The sequence below is a fragment of the Microcoleus sp. PH2017_34_RAT_O_A genome, from assembly GCF_020737885.1.
Lineage (GTDB): Bacteria > Cyanobacteriota > Cyanobacteriia > Cyanobacteriales > Microcoleaceae > Microcoleus.
This window is the reverse complement of record NZ_JAEQDD010000035.1, coordinates 58,001-76,216: the sequence shown is the minus strand read 5'-3', so window position 1 is coordinate 76,216 and position 18,216 is coordinate 58,001. Positions and strand designations below refer to the sequence as shown.

The 18,216-nt window shown below is 46.6% G+C and carries 21 protein-coding genes and 1 pseudogene; 8 read left to right on the top strand and 14 right to left on the bottom strand.

The genetic code is table 11. The features are described 5' to 3' along the window. Window positions 1-295: pseudogene (locus JGK11_RS13995) on the top strand (RNA-guided endonuclease TnpB family protein); the annotation flags it as partial. Window positions 296-606: 311 nt separating this feature from the next. On the opposite strand, the gene JGK11_RS13990 reads toward JGK11_RS13995, so the two are convergent. The 3 genes from JGK11_RS13990 to JGK11_RS13980 form a co-directional block, all read right to left on the bottom strand. Further along, window positions 607-1,035, bottom strand: a complete 429-nt coding sequence (locus tag JGK11_RS13990) for a heavy metal-responsive transcriptional regulator (RefSeq protein ID WP_293181806.1) — start codon at window positions 1,033-1,035, stop codon at window positions 607-609. 116 nt (window positions 1,036-1,151) lie between these two features. Next, a complete protein-coding gene (locus tag JGK11_RS13985) occupies window positions 1,152-1,448 on the bottom strand; it encodes a hypothetical protein (RefSeq protein WP_293181807.1) in 297 nt (98 codons plus the stop codon). 488 nt (window positions 1,449-1,936) lie between these two features. Further along, window positions 1,937-2,107, bottom strand: a complete 171-nt coding sequence (locus tag JGK11_RS13980; RefSeq protein WP_194065476.1) for a hypothetical protein — start codon at window positions 2,105-2,107, stop codon at window positions 1,937-1,939. Between the two features lie 159 nt (window positions 2,108-2,266). Between JGK11_RS13980 and JGK11_RS13975 the strand changes: the two genes are divergently transcribed. After that, entirely contained in the window at window positions 2,267-2,857 is a 591-nt protein-coding gene (locus JGK11_RS13975; protein ID WP_293212083.1) for a DUF3611 family protein, read from the top strand. A 356-nt stretch (window positions 2,858-3,213) separates the two neighbouring features. Further along, window positions 3,214-4,356 (top strand): helix-turn-helix domain-containing protein, encoded by a 1,143-nt coding sequence (locus JGK11_RS13970; protein WP_293212082.1) that lies wholly within the window; start codon window positions 3,214-3,216, stop codon window positions 4,354-4,356. Between the two features lie 4 nt (window positions 4,357-4,360). Here JGK11_RS13970 and JGK11_RS13965 read toward each other — a convergent pair whose 3' ends face one another. Continuing rightward, entirely contained in the window at window positions 4,361-4,525 is a 165-nt protein-coding gene (locus JGK11_RS13965) for a hypothetical protein (protein WP_293212080.1), read from the bottom strand. Window positions 4,526-4,767: 242 nt separating this feature from the next. Here JGK11_RS13965 and speA point away from each other — a divergent pair, with 242 nt between their 5' ends. Further along, window positions 4,768-6,777: a biosynthetic arginine decarboxylase gene (gene speA, locus JGK11_RS13960; RefSeq protein WP_293181815.1), complete on the top strand. Its 2,010-nt coding sequence runs from the start codon at window positions 4,768-4,770 to the stop codon at window positions 6,775-6,777. A 357-nt stretch (window positions 6,778-7,134) separates the two neighbouring features. On the opposite strand, the gene JGK11_RS13955 is transcribed toward speA, so the two are convergent. From JGK11_RS13955 to JGK11_RS13940, 4 genes are all read right to left on the bottom strand, one after another. Continuing rightward, window positions 7,135-8,298 (bottom strand): NDP-sugar synthase, encoded by a 1,164-nt coding sequence (locus JGK11_RS13955; protein WP_293181817.1) that lies wholly within the window; start codon window positions 8,296-8,298, stop codon window positions 7,135-7,137. 443 nt (window positions 8,299-8,741) lie between these two features. Next, the gene (locus JGK11_RS13950) at window positions 8,742-9,554 is read right to left on the bottom strand and encodes a segregation/condensation protein A (protein WP_293181819.1); all 813 of its coding nucleotides are present in this window, start codon (window positions 9,552-9,554) and stop codon (window positions 8,742-8,744) included. Window positions 9,555-9,645: 91 nt separating this feature from the next. Next, window positions 9,646-9,804: a hypothetical protein gene (locus JGK11_RS13945; protein ID WP_293181821.1), complete on the bottom strand. Its 159-nt coding sequence runs from the start codon at window positions 9,802-9,804 to the stop codon at window positions 9,646-9,648. A 110-nt stretch (window positions 9,805-9,914) separates the two neighbouring features. Beyond that, window positions 9,915-10,289 (bottom strand): LapA family protein, encoded by a 375-nt coding sequence (locus JGK11_RS13940; RefSeq protein ID WP_293153976.1) that lies wholly within the window; start codon window positions 10,287-10,289, stop codon window positions 9,915-9,917. 48 nt (window positions 10,290-10,337) lie between these two features. Here JGK11_RS13940 and JGK11_RS13935 point away from each other — a divergent pair, with 48 nt between their 5' ends. After that, on the top strand, window positions 10,338-10,520 hold the full coding sequence (locus JGK11_RS13935; protein ID WP_293181824.1) for a hypothetical protein: 183 nt from the start codon (window positions 10,338-10,340) through the stop codon (window positions 10,518-10,520). On the opposite strand, the gene JGK11_RS13930 is transcribed toward JGK11_RS13935, so the two are convergent. From JGK11_RS13930 to JGK11_RS13905, 6 genes are all read right to left on the bottom strand, one after another. Then, on the bottom strand, window positions 10,517-11,344 hold the full coding sequence (locus JGK11_RS13930; RefSeq protein WP_293181826.1) for a DUF3153 domain-containing protein: 828 nt from the start codon (window positions 11,342-11,344) through the stop codon (window positions 10,517-10,519). The two genes, JGK11_RS13935 and JGK11_RS13930, sit on opposite strands and share 4 nt — an antisense overlap. Window positions 11,345-11,664: 320 nt before the next feature. Further along, entirely contained in the window at window positions 11,665-12,969 is a 1,305-nt protein-coding gene (locus JGK11_RS13925) for a TldD/PmbA family protein (protein WP_293197429.1), read from the bottom strand. A 173-nt stretch (window positions 12,970-13,142) separates the two neighbouring features. Continuing rightward, window positions 13,143-13,301: a hypothetical protein gene (locus JGK11_RS13920; RefSeq protein ID WP_293181830.1), complete on the bottom strand. Its 159-nt coding sequence runs from the start codon at window positions 13,299-13,301 to the stop codon at window positions 13,143-13,145. A 214-nt stretch (window positions 13,302-13,515) separates the two neighbouring features. After that, window positions 13,516-14,121 (bottom strand): hypothetical protein, encoded by a 606-nt coding sequence (locus tag JGK11_RS13915; RefSeq protein WP_293212079.1) that lies wholly within the window; start codon window positions 14,119-14,121, stop codon window positions 13,516-13,518. Between the two features lie 92 nt (window positions 14,122-14,213). Beyond that, on the bottom strand, window positions 14,214-14,735 hold the full coding sequence (locus JGK11_RS13910; protein ID WP_293181957.1) for a tetratricopeptide repeat protein: 522 nt from the start codon (window positions 14,733-14,735) through the stop codon (window positions 14,214-14,216). A 48-nt stretch (window positions 14,736-14,783) separates the two neighbouring features. Continuing rightward, entirely contained in the window at window positions 14,784-15,143 is a 360-nt protein-coding gene (locus JGK11_RS13905; RefSeq protein WP_293212078.1) for a single-stranded DNA-binding protein, read from the bottom strand. A 330-nt stretch (window positions 15,144-15,473) separates the two neighbouring features. Here JGK11_RS13905 and JGK11_RS13900 point away from each other — a divergent pair, with 330 nt between their 5' ends. From JGK11_RS13900 to mreD, 3 genes are all read left to right on the top strand, one after another. Further along, the gene (locus JGK11_RS13900; protein WP_293181959.1) at window positions 15,474-16,481 is read left to right on the top strand and encodes a rod shape-determining protein; all 1,008 of its coding nucleotides are present in this window, start codon (window positions 15,474-15,476) and stop codon (window positions 16,479-16,481) included. A gap of 87 nt (window positions 16,482-16,568) precedes the next feature. Further along, window positions 16,569-17,375 (top strand): rod shape-determining protein MreC, encoded by an 807-nt coding sequence (mreC, locus tag JGK11_RS13895; protein WP_293181836.1) that lies wholly within the window; start codon window positions 16,569-16,571, stop codon window positions 17,373-17,375. After that, window positions 17,372-17,938, top strand: a complete 567-nt coding sequence (mreD, locus tag JGK11_RS13890; protein WP_293181838.1) for a rod shape-determining protein MreD — start codon at window positions 17,372-17,374, stop codon at window positions 17,936-17,938. Before mreC ends, mreD begins: the two co-directional genes overlap by 4 nt. The last annotated feature ends 278 nt before the right edge of the window (window positions 17,939-18,216 follow it).

The following is an 18,216-nucleotide window of genomic DNA, read 5'->3' as shown; positions in this document are numbered from 1 at the left end:
GGAATCTTTTACCTCCAAAGCCAATTTCTTGGGCTTAGATCCAATTCCTGTTTACGGAAAAACAAAAACAGAACCTGTATTTACCGGAAAACGGATTAAGCGAGGTTTATACAAAACATCGACTGGTCAGTTAATTAATTCTGACGTGAACGGTTCTTTTAACATTCTCAGAAAAGCAATCCCAAATGCGTTCGGCGATGGGATAGCGAGCTGCGTAGTTCAGCCGAGGCGGGTCAATCCGCTTAAAGTGAAAGTGAAGGGGGAGGGACTTGAAGCCTCCCATGTCTATAAATGACTATACTTTTACCAGCTATTAAACCAACTACTTGACAGTGCAATGGTAATAGTGTATTATGTAAGTAGTACACATATAATAAAAACATGAGACTAAAAAGTTGGGAGTCTCCCCGCAACGAGGGCAGAAACTCTAAAGGCAAAGGTGGCTCGGCCAGAGCTAGACAGCTCAAAAAGCAACAGCAAACTCTCCGAAAAAAGTTAAAAGCTCAGCACGATCGCCCAAACGATCGCCCACCAAACCACAAACCAAACCACAAAGGGAAGGAAACCGATAATTCCTTCCCTTTTTTTGTATCTTTCTGCCGTTGCTCAATCCCGCTGAATGTTCGGACAAATGGTGCGAGTAATACACTCCGGCGAGGGTTTCTCTTGCCAGCGGTTGAGAATTCCTTGCAATTCTCCTTTCAAAGTTTCTAACGCTGCAATTTGCCCGGAAATTGCCTCAACCTTGGCCGTTAGATGCTGCTTCGCTTCAGAGCAAGGCAACTCTCCCCGATCGCGAACTTGTAAAATATCCTTAATCTCCTGAAGGCTCAAACCCAGAGCCTGAGATCGTTTAATAAACGCCAACCTGTTGAATACCGCTTCCCCAAACAAGCGATAACCAGCCGGCGATCGCTCTACCGCCGGAGACAGCAGGCCCATTTCGTCATAGTAACGAACAGTTTTCACCGATAAACCGCTACAACCCGCTACAGAGCCAATTTTGTACAGTTTCTCGGCAACAGTAATATTCATACAGCAAGCCTCAAAGATCGAAGATCGAAAGACTTTTTTGATCCTATGTTTAGTAATGCCTCAGATGCAGAGTGGCGCGATCGCCACCTCACCCCCGTCGCCGTTGCGCGCTAATCTTAATAAGGAGGATTTTTCTTAGACACGTTGTTGAGCGTGGGCAACTGAGGTCGAGAAGACTGAGGAGGAAGATAGTATTCGGCAGCAGGGGCGGGTTGTTCGGCTTCAGAGCGGTAAACTTGCCACCAACGGAGACCCATCGCTACCCCAGCAGTACCCAGTCCAAAAGCCAATAAAGAGCCGCTCGCACCAATGCTGCCGATGGCTGCATCGACAACGCCCACTGTTATAACAAAGCTGGTAATTGGCTCTCTACGGTAAGCTGACTTCAAAAGTCGCGTCCACGAAGCATTCATGTGGTTTTACTCTGTTCTATATTTATCTAAAATCTCTAAAACTTAGAGTTGGCGGTGCGATCGGGATTTCTAGCTTTGAAACTAGCTTCACCTCAATTAATCTTCTCGCCTGTCGCGAATTGTACGGGAGCGAGGCCAAATTGCCAAGCTTGCCCAATCAAAATTTCATCCGACATACAAACCCAAAGCTAGCTCTTGCATTGTCTAAACCGATGTTTCTCGATCGACAAGTCGCTGGGCTTGATTTCTAACTAATATTCTAATCAATTCGCGAAGTGGTCGCGGTCAGCATGGTGACACCCTTGCGGCTGACAGTCCACACAAAGTATGAGGTTCACCCGCCCAAAAACGGGTACAAGCCCTCAACGCTCGCTTAGGGTAAATCCCCAAATTTTAGACTCCTGTTTTTTCCCCACATGAATCTGTGGCATCAAATCTAAAATCTAGAATCTAAAATCTAAAATCGACTGACCGCGCCCTTGCTAAAATTAGTTGAGACCTAACCAGGCCAGCAACCCCTGCCCTGTGACATACTCGATAATTAAAGTTAGGGAAAAACCGATCATCGCGGCTCGACCGTTCAGGCGTTCCGCGTAGCTGTTGAAGCCAAACTTTGGTTGTTCCAGTTTGGGAGTGACGGTAGGTTGTAGTTGTGTCATTGCTTTGGATACCTTGCGATCGACGCTAGTGAAATCGAATGTTAGTTACAAATCTTAAACATTTCTACTTCCATTATAAGGAGAGTTAACCGCCATCAACCGTCCACGCTAAAAAAAACTGTTGCCAATTAAAGCCACTCAATTATATCCGTTCAAAATATGACTAATCAGTTAGATAACGATAAGCTTCCGGTAGCTGCACAGCGAGTTGCCTTTGCCCTTCGGACAGCAGGCTGGGTGTGCTTCTGGGTGCAGTCAGTGCTGGCGGTGGTAGCGACGATTATTTTGCTCTTTGCCATCCCCTTTGCTATCCCCAGCGCCACTGCGCCTGGAAGTTCAACCAGTGCCGGCACCGGCGGCGGCGTCTTTTTTGCTCTTTGCGGGCTGGCAGTGCTCGGTTACAGCGTGTATCGCGCTTTCCGTTTCACCCGCTTGTCGAGAGAATTGCGATCGCCCGCCAACGCTGTCCGCCCCAAAAAAGCAGACACGATCAAACAAGTGCGGTTGACACTGATGAGCAACTTATTAGGAATGTTGCTGACACTGATCGGTGCAGAAGCCATCAGCGGCACGCTTTTAGCCAAATCTTTAGCTCAGCCGCAAGCTTTGTTCGGTGCGGCAGTAGATTTCAGCAGATTTATTCAGCCTTTAGACATATTTGTGGTGCTAGCCAATACTCACGCGACTGTTGCCCACTTTGTCGGGATTATCGGTGCTCTTTGGTTGCTCGATCGCATTCACAAGCAGTAGTCTTGGGGAATTGGGCATGGGGAATTGGGCATTGGGCATGGGGCATGGGGCATGGGGCATGGGGCATGGGGCATGGGCAGGAGTGGGAATTGGTTATTAGTTATTGGTTATTGGTTATTGGTTATTAGTTATTGGTTATTGGTTATTTGTGAGGGCCTACTAATGCCCTCTTTGCCCTCTTTGCCCTCTTTGCCCTCTTTGGCCAATGCCCCATGCCCTGTTTGCCCCATGCCCTGTTTGCCCAATGCCCCATGCCCCATGCCCCATGCCCACTATCCCCCAACTGACATCCGGAATCACTGCCAAGCTTTAGAAGAACGTACTCAGATACCTTCTAGCAAGACAACACAAACATCATGGCACTGAAACCCGAGGCTTATTTTGGGGTGACAGATCACGCAACTATTGAAATTTCTCAAGAAAGTTTTCGTTCTGTTCTCGGTCAAATAGAAGCTGAACTCCTCTGTAGCGACACCTACAGCCAAGCTCTAGCTAGCTTGCAAACCATGTTGGGCGAAGCAGCATCTGCTGCCGAAATTTTAATTAGAGCAGTTAGCAGAGAAGCAGTCAAGCTCGCATTCGATCGATTTGGCAAACCAAACAAAACGGAAATGCAAGTCGTCCAAGAGAGTGTCGCGGCTCCAAGTGACACCGCATCCTATGTTAGAGAAGAAGAGCCACCAGTACCTGCTCCTGTTTTCTATTGGCGCAGTGCTGCTGTGGAAGCTCCTGTTACAACAGAGTCCGAGACTGAAAATTGCGATCGAGATTCTAACACTTTAGAAGAAAACAAAGAAGCGCTCAAAGACGAAATTAAAGTCGATTCGGCTGCACCTGCAACTGTCATCGCCCCCGCTAAATCCTTCCCAGGGTTTGGTTTTCCCAAGAAGGAGAAAAAACTTACCAAGGAAGAGGAAGCAGCTTTAGCAGTTCAAGAGCGAGAAGAGTGCCTGCGGGAGTTGGGTAGAGAGTTGCGTAAGGGACGGCAAATTCGATCGCTATCCATCCAGCAAGTCCACAGTCAAACTCTCGTGCCGCTGCACCACATCGAAGCGATCGAAAATGGGGAAATCGACAAACTGCCCCAAGATATTTACGTTAGAGGTTTTATCCGCAGATTGGGCGACGCCTTAGGGCTAGACGGCACCGCGATGGCGAATGCTTTGCCAAAACCGGCTCCGAGTCCAATAATTCCCAGTACCTATTTGTCTGCTTCCAACTCCGACTCCGGCGAAGGCTTTCAAATGAGTCCGGTGCATTTGTACATCGGCTACACTGCTTTGATGGCTGGGGCGATAGGGGGTGTGGGTTGGTTGTCGCAGCAACCCGTTGTACCTGGGGCCAATGCAGTGGAGCCACAGGTGACACCGCCCGCTTCTGTTGCACCGTCTCCAAAAAGCCAAGAAAAAGCGCCTCAACCGGGCTTGAAGAAGTCTAAGAGTCACGGGGGCATGATTATGGGGGCTGACATGGCACCGCCGGAGGTGATTTTTGGTTAGAGTGCTACACGCGATTGCGATCGGTTGTCATTGGCAGGAGCGAAGCAATCGCAGTATCTTTTGTTTGCAGGGTTTTGCCGATCGAACTTTCTTGTCTAAATTGGACTGGGTGAGAGTGTGTCGGGCGATCGATCGTCCGACAAGACTCTTGGCGCAGTTGAACTCCCAAACAGAGTTTCGGAGTTCACCCACATGGGATACACAGCTTGAAGACATGAGTTGTGGAGAACAATCGCGGTTGAGATTTTAAGTTCAATCCCTCACCTTGAACTATCTGTGGAGTCAAAACTCAAAACTCAAATCTCAAATCGCTCAGCCTTGCACCCAAAGTGAATTTTCAAGTACATCAGGAAACCCAATATGTGCGATAAACTATCTATTTGACCAGTCCTAAAAGAGGTTTCCGATAAGATGAGTTCACCAGCCACCGCTGCTTCCTCCGATATCGAGCCGCTATCGACTCAGGCACAAACAGTCACGAGTTTGACTGTATCGCACAGTGCTTTGGTAGCTGCTGCTCAAGTGCCACAAAAATCTTGGACAATAGAAGATAGCGAGAAACTGTACCGAATTCAAGGTTGGGGCGAACCCTATTTTTCGATTAATGCCGCCGGTCACGTTACAGTCTCTCCCAAGGGCGATCGCGGCGGTTCCCTCGACTTGTGCGAACTGGTAGAATCGCTCAAACAGCGAAATTTGGCTTTGCCGCTGCTAATTCGATTTTCTGATATTTTGGAAGACCGGATCGATCGCCTAAATTCCTGTTTTGCCAGAGCAATCGCCCGCTACAATTACAAAAATGTCTATCGCGGTGTTTTTCCAGTCAAATGCAACCAGCACCGACAATTAATTCAAGATTTGGTGCGTTTCGGTCAACCCCATCACTTCGGACTGGAAGCCGGATCGAAACCAGAATTAATGATTGCTTTGGCGACCTTAAAAACTCCAGGGGCTTTGTTAATTTGTAATGGTTATAAAGACCGCGAATACATAGAAACCGCGATTTTAGCGCAGCGGCTCGGTCAAACTTCGGTAATTGTGCTGGAGCAAATTGAGGAAGTAGAACTCGCAATCGCCGCGAGCATTGCATTAGGAATTAAACCGGTTTTGGGAGTGCGAGCCAAACTCACTACCAAAGGCGTTGGCCGCTGGGGAGGTTCCACGGGCGATCGGGCAAAATTTGGCTTGACAATTCCTGAAATTATCCGCGCAGTCAACGAACTAGAAAAAGCTGGAATGCTCGACTGTTTGCAGTTACTGCACTTCCACATCGGCTCTCAAATTTCCTCAATTAGCGTCATCAAAGATGCCATTCGAGAAGCCAGCCACATCTATGTAGAATTGGCTAAATTGGGAGCTAACATGAAATATTTGGACGTAGGGGGCGGGCTCGGCGTTGACTACGACGGCTCTAAAACCAACTTCCACGCTTCCAAAAACTACAATATGCAAAACTACGCCAACGACGTAGTAGCGGGAGTCAAAGATGCCTGTGACGAGCGGAAAATTCCTGTGCCAATTATCATTAGCGAAAGCGGGCGGGCGATCGCATCTCACCAATCAGTCCTAGTTTTTGACGTACTCGGAACTAGCGATGTCCCCAGAGAAGTACCAGAACCAGTAGACGAAAACGCCCACCAAATTCCGCGCAATCTCTACGAAATTTACCAATCTATCACTCCCGAAAATTACCAAGAAGTCTATCACGATGCTATCCAATTCAAGGAAGAAGCAGTCAGTTTATTTAACTTAGGCTATTTGGGAATTGCGGAACGGGCGAAAACCGAACAGTTGTACTGGGCTTGCTGCGATAAAATACAGACAATCGCGCGGCAAAAAGACTATGTATCGGAAGATTTGGAAGACTTAGAAAAGGTGATGGCGTCCATTTATTACATCAACTTATCTGTTTTCCAGTCAGTGCCAGACAGTTGGGCTATTAACCAATTGTTTCCTATTATGCCAATTAACCGGCTCGATGAAGAACCGACTCAGCGCGGTATTTTAGCAGATCTCACCTGCGACAGCGACGGCAAAATCGACCAATTTATTGATTTGCGAGATGTCAAGTCAGTTCTGGAACTGCATACAATCAAACCTGGAGAACCTTACTATTTAGCGCTGTTTTTGGGAGGTGCTTATCAAGAAATTATGGGCAACCTTCACAACTTATTCGGCGATGCAAATACGGTTCACATTCAGCTAACTCCTTCGGGATATCATATCGAACACGTTGTGAAGGGAGACACGATGAAAGAAGTTCTCAGCTACGTACAGTACGATGCAGAAAGTTTGGTTGAAAGCATCCGCCGTCAGACAGAATCAGCTTTGCAGCAAAATAAAATTACTCTTTCGGAGGCTCAACTTTTACTGCAAAATTACGAGCGGAGTCTCACCCAATATACTTATTTGCAGTCCTAATCAGTTGGCATTTGGCAGTTGGCAGTTGGCAGTTGGCAGTTGGCATTAGTCATTAGTCATTAGGAGTGCTGTCTCCGCTCGCGAACCTCATCCAAGGTCATTAGTCATTAGTTGATAACTGATGACTAATGACTTATTAGGTAGAGTGCAAACGAAGAACTTTAGCAATTAGCAATTAGCAATTACCAATTAGCAATTACCAATTAGCAATTACCAATTAGCAATTACCAATTAGCAATTACCAATTACCAATTACCAATTACCAATTCCCAATTACCAATTAGCAATTAGCAATTACCAATTCCCAATTACCAATTACCAATTACCAATTACCAATTCCCAATTCCCAATTACCAATTAGTCAGCAGTGCTGAGAATATCTGCGATCGCCCGTCGCTCTTCTCCTAGTATATTTGGTAACACTTGACGGGCATCAGTAATCAGCCAATCGAGAGCCGCCGCTTGCAAATCGATCGCCGCCCCGGTTTTGTCAACGCAGTAGCGCCCGAACACCAGTTTGTCAACCAACCGCACCTCTGGCCCCAAACGGGAATACTCAAAGATCACGCTGTTTTCTACAGTCGCCCCGCTGCAAAGCCAACAATTCGGGCCGATCATTGTCGGGCCGACAATTTTGGCTCCGTCTTCAATTTTCGTCATCGCACCAATGTAAACAGGCCCGGTAATATCAACCTTGTCCCAGTTGACAGCTACATTCAAACCAGCGTAAACGCCGGGGCGCACTTCAATTCCTGGAATCGAAACATTTTTAATTTCTCCCAACAGCACGCTCTGAATTGCTCGCCAATAATCAGGAACTTTCCCGATATCTACCCACTCAAAGTCCATGCTAATTCCGTAAAAAGGCGCACCTGCTGCTACTAGGGCGGGAAATAACTGCGAACCGATATCATATTCCATATCATGGGGAATATAATTGAATATTTCCGGTTCAAAAATATAAATACCAGTGTTGATGTCGGTACTCAGAGCTTCCTCTACAGAAGGTTTTTCTTGGAAATCTTTAATTCTGCCAGAATCGTCTGTTACCACTACTCCGTAACTGGGAACCTCATCGCGGGGAACAGATTTCATTACAATAGTAGCGATCGCCCCTTTTTCTCGGTGCCACTTCACAGCAGCAGTCAAGTCCAAGTCAATCAAAGCGTCGCCGCACAGCACCACAAAAGTATCGTCAAAAAACGGTGAGAAGTCCTGAATTCGCCTCATACCGCCAGCCGAACCGACGGCTTCTCCAATCATTTGTCCGTCTTCAATTCGCCCTTCAAAAGAATAGCCAATTTGTACCCCAAACTTTTGACCGTCGCGGAAGTAGTTTTCAATTACGTCGGCCAAGTGGGAAACATTGACCATAATCTGGTCAAATCCGTGCTGGCGGAGCAATTCAACCAAAAACTCCATCACAGGCTTTTGCAGGATGGGAATCATCGGTTTTGGTGTCGTGTGAGTAATGGGACGGACGCGAGTGCCTTTACCGGCCGCCAGAATCATCGCTTTCATGATTAACTTCCTCAACCCTCTGTTAATTGATATCAACTCAACAATTAGATGCTAGCGGTTGCGACCTTTATCGATCGCAGCACCATCATAACCCCGCCCAAAAACGGGTATAATTTTCCGACGCGAGCGTTCGGATCGATTTCAAAATTTTAGACGCTAGTTCAAGCTCTCAGATTTACTGCGCTGCGAGTAAATCTAAAATCTAAAATCTAAAATCTAAAATCTAAAATCGACTGACCTGTTTATAGGCGATATCCTACCAGGCTATCAATCATTTATCCGGAATTTGCCTGGATTTAACCAACCAGGAATCAGAAATCAGAAATAATCTCAAGTCCGGTTGAATGTACCTAAAAGTCCCCTAGAGGCAGGTTCGTCCGGAAGTCAAGAGTTCCAAAGACTGGTAAACCGGCCCCGGAAGCCTATCTGATGCACATCCAAGCTCAAAGCGCCCGGATTTTGAGGTCTTGGTAAAACTCCTCTTGAAGCAACTCTACTTTAGACTGAGCCGAGAGCAGCAACAACGCCCAAAAAACACCCACGCGGTCATAATTTGGTAAATGAACTTCCTCAGTCGATAGCGGGGGGTCGGGGTGGACAGATGAGTTAAAACCGTGATGGTGCCAGAGTTCCAGCAATTTGTCCAAGTCGAGCCAACCCTCATCAATTTCCTGGCCCCGTTCTGCCAGAAATCGATCGAGCTCGCTAGCAGTTTCCACGAGATTTTCTTGGTGAGCTAGCTCAAAGATAGCTTGGGCAGCTTGCGATCGCATTTTTGAAGTCGGGCGGCGGCGAGGAGCAACTGTCTGCTCCATTGCTGCTTTCATGAGCTGCAATTGCTCGATTAGTTCTGGGAGAGTTACCGGGCGTTTTTGTGGGAGTTGAGCTACACCGCGACGGCGCAGTTGTCGCTCCAGATGCTGCGGCATATTTCGCCCTCCTGAGTGCTCTGTGTCTTCGAGGGCTGCTTCGTCCAATTCGGGATTCGGCGGGGGTTCTGAGAGGACAATACTTTCTGCTTTGAGCAAAACCAGCATTGAAGCGTACAAAAATGCTTGGCCGGAGTGGGACAAATCGGAGAAATCCGAACTCTGATCGGCATCAGAGGCGTTGGTCAGCTTGCTCAAACATCGATCGAACACTTCAATGACTTTAACGTCCCAAGGATCGATTTCTCCCCGTTCTGCTAAATCAATTAAAATGGCGATCCCCTCAGAAATCGTTTCTAAACCATCTTGGTCTCTGGAAACAACCATTCGATTTTAGATTTTAGGTTTTAGATTTTAGATTTAGGGCTGATACACTCACCCGCCAATAAATCGGGTTTTTCAACCGAAATTGAGGGTTTTAATCAATCCAATAGGCTTGGGTTGTTCTCAGACAAACCGTATTAGTTTCTAGCCAACCGTGGGTACAGAAATGAGATTTGAGATTTTCCATCGCCACAAACCAGATAGAAACTGGGTGCATCTGAGTTTTGAAAATATGTTTGTAGGGGCGAAGCATGACCTCCGTGAATATGAGATTATAACTAATAACTTATATGCGGTCATGCTTCGCCCTCTTCTAAAGTGAGATGCACCCGAATAACTCAATTTAATTGCCAGATACATTATTTAACCAGCTTTGACCTCGGCTGCTGCTGTTCCTAAACTTGTCAGTTCTGCACTTTCTAACAAAGGTTGTTTTGCTTCTACTTCTGCTTTATAGCGTTCGATATCTTGTTGTAACTCCTGAATTTGCTGCTCTTTTTCGCGAACTTGGCGGATTTCTTGGCGAGAGGCGAGGGTTCGCTGCATTCTCGACCACAAACTGAACAGCCACGCTAAAACAGCTCCCAATCCTGTCGCTACAATTAGTTCTACGCACAGCGGGGCTTTAACTTGGACGCCTTTAATAATTTGAACGGTGGTCGGCTCTGTATTTTCGATGCTGAACAATACTAGAGCCAAGCAAATCAGAAAGATGAAGAAGAAATTTAGCGATCGCATTTTCTCTGTTCCTAATTCTCAATTTGGGTCAAGCAAATTCTTTGCTATTTGTCAACTAACTATTTTTTAGTAGATGCTGGCTGTTTGTTTAATAATATCAAGTCTGGTCAATTAATCATTGTATCCGGCGACTCAATTGATAAAAAATCCGATCGCATCTTGATGATTCTCCCTTGGATGACCAAAAGTTCAGTCATCCAACTGCGACCTCCAACTGAGAAACATATTTAGGCTTGACCGATGTTTTGCTGTTTTTTACCGATTAAGAGGGCTGGCAATATTTGATATTTTACAGCAATGCCCGCCGCCACAAATAAGGCAATAATCAGCGCCCCAATTCCTACGGGACTTGGAATCCAGAATGTCGCCTCCAAATAGTTAACTTCTCCAGGTTTCAGCTTCCACACTAACTGCTTTCCCTGCTGATAGCTTTGGGGAACCAGCGCACCGGCGACATTCGTTTCAATATTTTCGGCACCCCAAGGCGTGTTCAAGCTAAAGTCTAGCTCCAAAAGTCCCCCCGGATTCAGCAGAGGACTGCCGTTTGAGGAAACCAGAGCCAGAGAGCGCAAATCCAATTCCAAACTTAACCGATTTCGCAGCACCAATAACAAATTATTCTGCTTGACACTCAGGTGAGATTCAAACTTGGGCAAATCGGTTTCTAGGGGACTTGCGACGCGAGATTTGGCAGTTTGTGCGATCGGATTGTAAAATTGGTTGAACTTGTCTTCTAATTCGGCTCCATTATTGAATGGAATCGTCACTATAACTTCTCTCTCAGAAAGCCGTTTAGTTTTTCCGTCGAGCAATCTCGCCCGCTTCTCTACACTTTTCAACCAATCTCCAACTGTTTCGCTGCTGAAGCTTGTCAACCTTTCCCCCAGTTTAATGTGCTGCACCATTGCGCCGTGAGTTTGACTGTCAAAGTTGACTCCGACATCGTACTGAACGCATCCAGTCACTAAATTTAAAATGCAAAAAACCAAAGGTAAAAGAAAGAAAAAGTGCTTTTTCTTCTTCCCAGTTCCATCCTTGACATTTTGCTCTTTCATGGTACCTTTTTCCCTATTTTTTCCTATTTGCATGAATTAGCAAAGCCAGGTTTGTAGTGAGGACTTCAGTCCTTCTTGACTCAACTAAGATAAGAGGACTAAAGTCCTCACTACAAACCTATTTTATAGCAGTCGATTGGTGACAGAAACAGTTTTTTTGTAAAGCCAGGTTTGTAGTGAGGACTTCAGTCCTTCTTGACTCAACTAGGATAAGAGGACTAAAGTCCTCACTACAAACCTATTTTATAGCAGTCGATTGGTGACAGAAACAGTTTTTTTTGTGGCTGTGTCGGAGTCACCTGAAATTAACCGCACTGAACTTATTGCCTCGAAGCTACACCCAACTGTTGAAACAGCATACTCGGTAAATATGCCCCACCGCCTACCCATTCGGCTTCGCTGCTTAAATCTGCCAAATTTTTAAAGGCTTCAAAAATACTGCCTGCCACCATTGTATTCTTGACGCGACCGACAATTTTGCCTTTTTCTACTTTATAGCCTAAGTCCAAGTTGACAGAAAATTCGCCAGCTAACTGATTGGACTGACCGGCACCTAAAACTTGTTCTACTATGAGACCTTCATCCATGCTAGCAATCAAGTCTTGGGTGCTGGTGTTTCCTGGGGAAATGCAGAAGTTGGTCAAGTTTGGGCCCGGGCGAGACAATCCGCCACGAAAACCGTTGCCAGTCGATCGTACACCGGCGCGAGCAGCCCACCTGCGATCCCAATAAAATCCGGTGACAGTTCCTTTGTCAATTAAGACTTTGCGGGTGGTGGGGGTTCCTTCGTCGTCAAAGGGACAAGCAGATGGGCCCAAAGTGGGGTCTTCAAAAAAGGTGAAGCGTTCGTCAAATAAGGTTTCGCCGATTTTGTCGGCTAGGGGAGAGGCTTTTTGAACTACTGCTTGACCTGAAAGGATGGTATCAAAGAGGCCTCCGAGGGTGCTGGCGGCGGCTCTGGGGGTAAATAATACTGGGTAGGAACCGCTGGCGATGGTGGCTGAATGTTCGGCGAGGCGGTATTTTTCGAGGAGTGATTGCAGGATGCTGTTGGTGTCGAGGGGTCGATCGCGCGCGACATCGTAACTGTATGCTTGCATAAAGTCTTCTCCTACTACCAAATTGCCTGCGATCGTCCCGCTGACTATTTGGCTGCTTCTTTCGGCATACACGTCTTGGGTGGTGGCAATTTTCACGCGGCCGTGGCGGACGTGAAAGCCGACATCTACCATAATATCGGGATTGTAGGCGTGGACTTGCTCGATGAGGTTTTTGCCATTTTCGACTAATTCGGCTGTTGTGGGCGGAGTATAGGTGGTTTCCGGGCCTTTTAGGTGGAAGTCGGAAGCCAGTTCAAATTCTGCGGGGTCGCCGATTTCGGCGGTTTGAATGGCTGCATCGACTAAATCGTCTATCCGGGTTAAATCGGTGGAACTAGCAAAGCCGATTTTGCCATTGTAAATCAGCCGGAGTGCTACGCCTCGGAGGGCTTTGGTTTGGAGGGATTTGAGGCGATTGTTCTCAAATTCGATCGGCGTGTCTTGACTGGACAGATAGTATACTTCAGCGGCATCCGCTCGCTGACTTGCCAATTTCAAAATCTGCTCTATGGTTGAATCGCTCACAATAATCGCCTTTCTGGTTTGGTCTTTATTTTATTTTAGCGATTTTGGGTGTGGCCAGAAACCGGGTTTCTAAATCCCGCACGCCTAGTCGAAGAAACCGGGTTTCTACGAGATTTTACGCATCCTCACGAGATATTCGCGAGAAACCGGGTTTCTAAATCGCGCGCGCAAACTTACGATCGATCTCCAGCCATCTGCTGAACTCTAGCAATAATTTCGTTCACTGTCTCCACGTCGGGCGATCGCAAATGCTGTAAAATCTCCAAAGATTGCTGTAAATAATTGAAAGCTTGGTCAAAATATCCCTGCTTTGCTAACAACTGTCCAAGCATTGCGAAAGTAGCAGTTGTTCCTTGCAAAAACTTAGAAACCGGGTTTTTCGCGAATCTACCGGCTACAGCGAAGTATTGTCAGAAAATTCTGGTTTCTGGACATCCACGCGTCAAAACTTAGAAATTGGGTTTTCGCGAATCTGTCGGCTACAGCGAAGTATTAGATAAAAACCAGGTTTCTCGATACCCGCGCGTCAAGCCGAAGTTCATTCCTCTATAATTGTAATTCGCACTGTTGAAAAACATAGTTAACCGCTGCAAACAGTCGCTCTAAGTCCTGAATTGTATAGAAAACTTTATTTTGAGTAAACATTTCTAATTTGAGCTTGCCAAATTGCCACATTGCCCCATTAGAAACAATCCCAAAGATAGTTTGTTCTGGTTCATTGTTCAGTCGCTGCACAGCGATCGTTGCTGCTAAACACGGCCCCCATCCTTCATCAAAGGCGCTCTCTTTCTTGGCTTCAACTAAGATGAAATAGGGCTTATCAAAAACTACTGTCCCAAGGCTGGAGCGCTTTGCCAATATATAATCTGGAATCCCTGACAAATTTTCATTGTAGACTAAGGTTTGGTGACTCCAGAGGAGGAAATTACTGCGATAAATTTTCCAAACTTCTTTCAAAACAGGATAAATGATATTTTCACAAATGGCGATTTCCGAGTTGTCAAATACTCCCTCATTGAAAATCAGTTCTAATTCATTCCGAAAAATGTCGCTGACTGCAAATTCTGTTTCGACAATGAAGTTATCCCGCAGGTAATTAATCTGGAATTCCTTGGCGACGGCGCTGATGCTTTTATAACTGCTAAAAGGCATTGCTTAACTTATCTGAATAACGTAAAACGTTCTTGTGTTAGCTCCCCAACCTCTTAAAGAAGTCGCGCAGCTCGCCTTCACAAATCAAATGATTAATAATTGATAAATAAGCCACCTAAAATCAAAACTATCGCAATTAACGCCACCCAGATAAACCTGTTATCTTTCGTATTAACTTGGCTCAAATCTACAGGTTCGGCTACAACTGGCTTGGGTTTGGCGTACTTGATATCAGCGTTCGGATTGGCTTGAAAATTGATTGATTTATTTTCATCCAAAGCTGCTAAATCGGGAATTTTTACTGTCCATTCGTCAGGGATACTGAGTTTGGGGGCTTCGAGAATGAATAGCAGGCGCTTTGCTTGTTGGCGGGTTTCTTGGCGGGGATGGCGGGTGAGTTTGCGGCAAAGCTCGATCGCCCTTTCTGTGTCGCCAGAGGCTTCGTAGGCTGTCACCAGCCACATCTGCACCTCGCCACCTAGCCGGGAAGTGCGATCGACCAAACCTGTCGCTGTTTCTAAACTTTGGATAGCTTGACCGTAGCGGCCGCTCTCAAAAGCTACTCGACCAGCTTGGTACTCAGTTTCAACTATTTCTAACTTTTCTGAAGTCACCAGCGCCCACCCAATTGACAAATATTATTTTCCCAAATTCCCCAAACCCTAGAATTCGCTGTTGTTTGACGACATACCGGACTCGTTGTCACGCTTGGAACCCAGTAAGTCTAACTGGTCTACTCTAATTACTGGTTTCGTGCGATTGGCTCCCGTATTGCGATCTTGCCAGCGCTCGAACTTCAAAGAGCCTGTTACTCCAATTAGAGCGCCTTTGCGAACGTAGTCAGCAGCAACCTGTGCTGTTTTGCCCCAGATTTCCAGATTGAACCAGTCTGGTTGATCGCTGTTCTTGGTTCTGCGGTTCACTGCCAGCGTCAACTTGCACACAACTGTACCAGACTCAAAATACTTCACGTCCGGGTCGCCACCGACGCGGCCGACCAAAGTCACAACATTAAGACTCATAAATTTTTTCGGGAATGTGCTCGATTGGTGATGTAGTTAAAATCTCCCTGAACGGCGAGATCCTCCAAAATTAACTTGGAACAGCGCGAATCAGGGCTTCATCCTGATTTTACACCCACTTACCAGAACATATTTATTGTGGATGATTGGCGAGCCTGAATTCAACATATGCTCGACAATGTACATTTCTGACTAGACTCAGGATGAAAAACGTAATAGAATCCACCTCGGTTACACTTTTGTAACAACATTATTGCACACATTAGTATTTTAGTTTTGGGGGGGTACAAATCAGTGGGTCTTCTCAATCGATTTTCCTTATCTAGAGATATGGGTATCGACCTCGGTACTGCTAACACGCTCGTTTATGTATCCGGCAAAGGTATTGTTCTGCAAGAACCGTCCGTAGTGGCGATCGATCAAGACTTAAAAATACCGCTGGCGGTTGGAGAAGATGCTAAAAAAATGCTCGGGCGCACGCCTGGGAACGTCATAGCACTGCGCCCGCTGCGTGACGGGGTAATCGCCGACTTCGATACTGCCGAACTCATGCTCAAGACTTTTATCCGCAGGGTTCACGAAGGCAAAAGCTTAGTTTCGCCGCGGATCATTATTGGCATCCCCAGCGGTGTCACTGGAGTCGAGAGGCGGGCTGTCATTGAGGCGGCTACTCAAGCTGGTGCTAGAGAAGTACGGTTAATTGATGAACCTATCGCTGCGGCGATCGGGGCTGGACTGCCTGTGGCTGAGGCGACTGGCAATATGATTATAGATATCGGTGGGGGTACGACGGAAGTTGCGGTTTTGAGTTTGCAAGGTACGGTGATCAGTGAGTCAGTCCGGGTGGCGGGCGATGAACTCAATGAGGCGATCGTCCAATACATGAAAAAAGTTCACAATTTGGTGATCGGCGAACGTACTGCTGAAGAAATTAAGATTCAGGTTGGTTCAGCATATCCAACTCCACAGGATGACGACGTGATGATGGAAGTGCGTGGGTTGCACTTGCTCTCCGGTTTGCCACGAACTGTTACGATCAAAGGCCCAGAAATTCGCGAAAGTATGTCGGAACCTCTTTCAGTAATCGTGGAAGCCGTCAAGCGTACTTTGGAACGCACTCCCCCGGAATTAGCAGCAGATATTATTGACAGAGGAATTATGCTGGCCGGTGGTGGGGCGCTGATGAAAGGTTTAGATACTCTGATCAGTCACGAAACAGGAATTGTCACTCACGTGGCAGCAGATCCTCTCTGCTGCGTAGTTTTGGGAACCGGTAGGGTCTTGGAAAACAAACAGTTGGAACGGGTTTTCAGCGGGCAGTCGTCACGCAATATGTAGTTAACAAATTTAGGATTTTGGATTTAGAACTAGGGCTGCCATCTAAAATCTAAAATCCTGACATAACAATTTTAGATTAGTGAGATTATGCTAAAAAACACACTCCGCAGGTGGTGGGATCTGCGTCTACAAATTGCTCTTTTAGGTTTAGCTGTAACAGCCGCTTGGGGAGTTCGACAAACACAAGGTGCTGCACTATTTGAAGTTTACAATTGGGTGACTCGTCCGTTTCACGCCAACGGCTCTGGACAAGAGCAGCTCATCTCGGCGCGCACTCAAGAATTGCAAGCACAGGTATTAGAATTAGAAACTCAAAATCAGAAGCTAAAAGAGCTTGTAGGTTACGTGTCTGCTAAGAAATCTAAAGGGATTGTCGCTCCTATTGTCGGCCGCAGTGCTGACCACTGGTGGCAGCAAGTAACTTTGGGGCGCGGCAGTAATGATGGTATCAAAACAGATTTTACTGTGATGGGCCCGGGCGGTTTAGTAGGTCGGGTTGTCAGCGTTACTCCTAATACTAGCTTGGTGCTGTTAGCTAGCGACCCTACAAGTAAATTGGGTGTGGGAATTACCCGCAGTCGCAACATGGGTTTTATGCACGGTAAAGGCGGAAATCAGGCTGTGATGGAGTTTTTTGATAATGTTCCCAATGTCAAGCCTGGGGATGTGGTTTCAACTTCTTCTTTCAGCCAGTTATTTCCTGCTGGTTTGCCGGTGGGAAAAGTGGTTTCGGTGGATCTGAATAAAACTCCGGCCCCGGAAGCTATTGTTGAGTTTTCTGCACCGATGAATTCTCTGGAATGGGGGGTAGTTTACCCCCACGATAAGCAAGCCGAACTCAAGGCTTCGCAGGGTGAATCTTCTGCACCGTCAGGGGGAGCAAAGCAGCAATGAAGCGTTTACCTCGGATGTCTTCGCGATTGCGCCAATTTCTCAACTTCGGCGTTACATTTGTTTCTGTGATGCTGTGCATATTGATATTGCCCACCCGGATGCCGGGAATGGAATTGTTGGGAATTAGCCCGAATTGGCTGTTAATTTGGTTGGTAGCTTGGAGTATTAAGCGGAAGCGTACAGTTTTGGGAGCTGCTAGCATGGGTATGGCTTTGGGGTTTCTTCAAGATGCGATGACTGCTCCTCATCCCACCCATGCTGTAAGTCTAGTTGTTGTCGGTGTCTTAACTGTTGTTTTGCAGAAAAGCTGGTCGATTCCGGCTGATATTGTTGAGAGAGATCCGATTCCGATCGCCTTAATTGTGTTTGGGATGGCGGTGGTGGCGGAAACGGTGATGGGCCTGCAATTTTTCGCTATGGGCGATCGGGCTTTACTGGACATTTGGAGTTATCACCAGCGTGTGGCTTTGTGTTCTGCTATTCTCAGCAGTCTTTGGGCTCCGGTGATTTATTTTCCCCTCAATCGCTTGTGGGAAATGACAAAGAAATTAGAAAAATCTTAGTCAGTTGACAGTTGACAGTTGACAGTTGACAGTTGACAGTTGACAGTTGACAGTTGACAGTTGGTAGGGGCGGTGCCCCCGTTCCCGCCCCTGACAGGTGTAGGTTTTCCCCTGGCAAAACCCAGCAAATCTAGACAGTGCAAAGGTTTTGGGCTTTTGCATCTTAAAATCTCAAACTCTTATGGGATAAGGCTTTTACCAAAAAACTACACCCGTCAGCGTGCCCGCCCTCTCTCTCTCTCAGTTGACAGTTGACAGTTAACAGTTGGCAGTTTTCA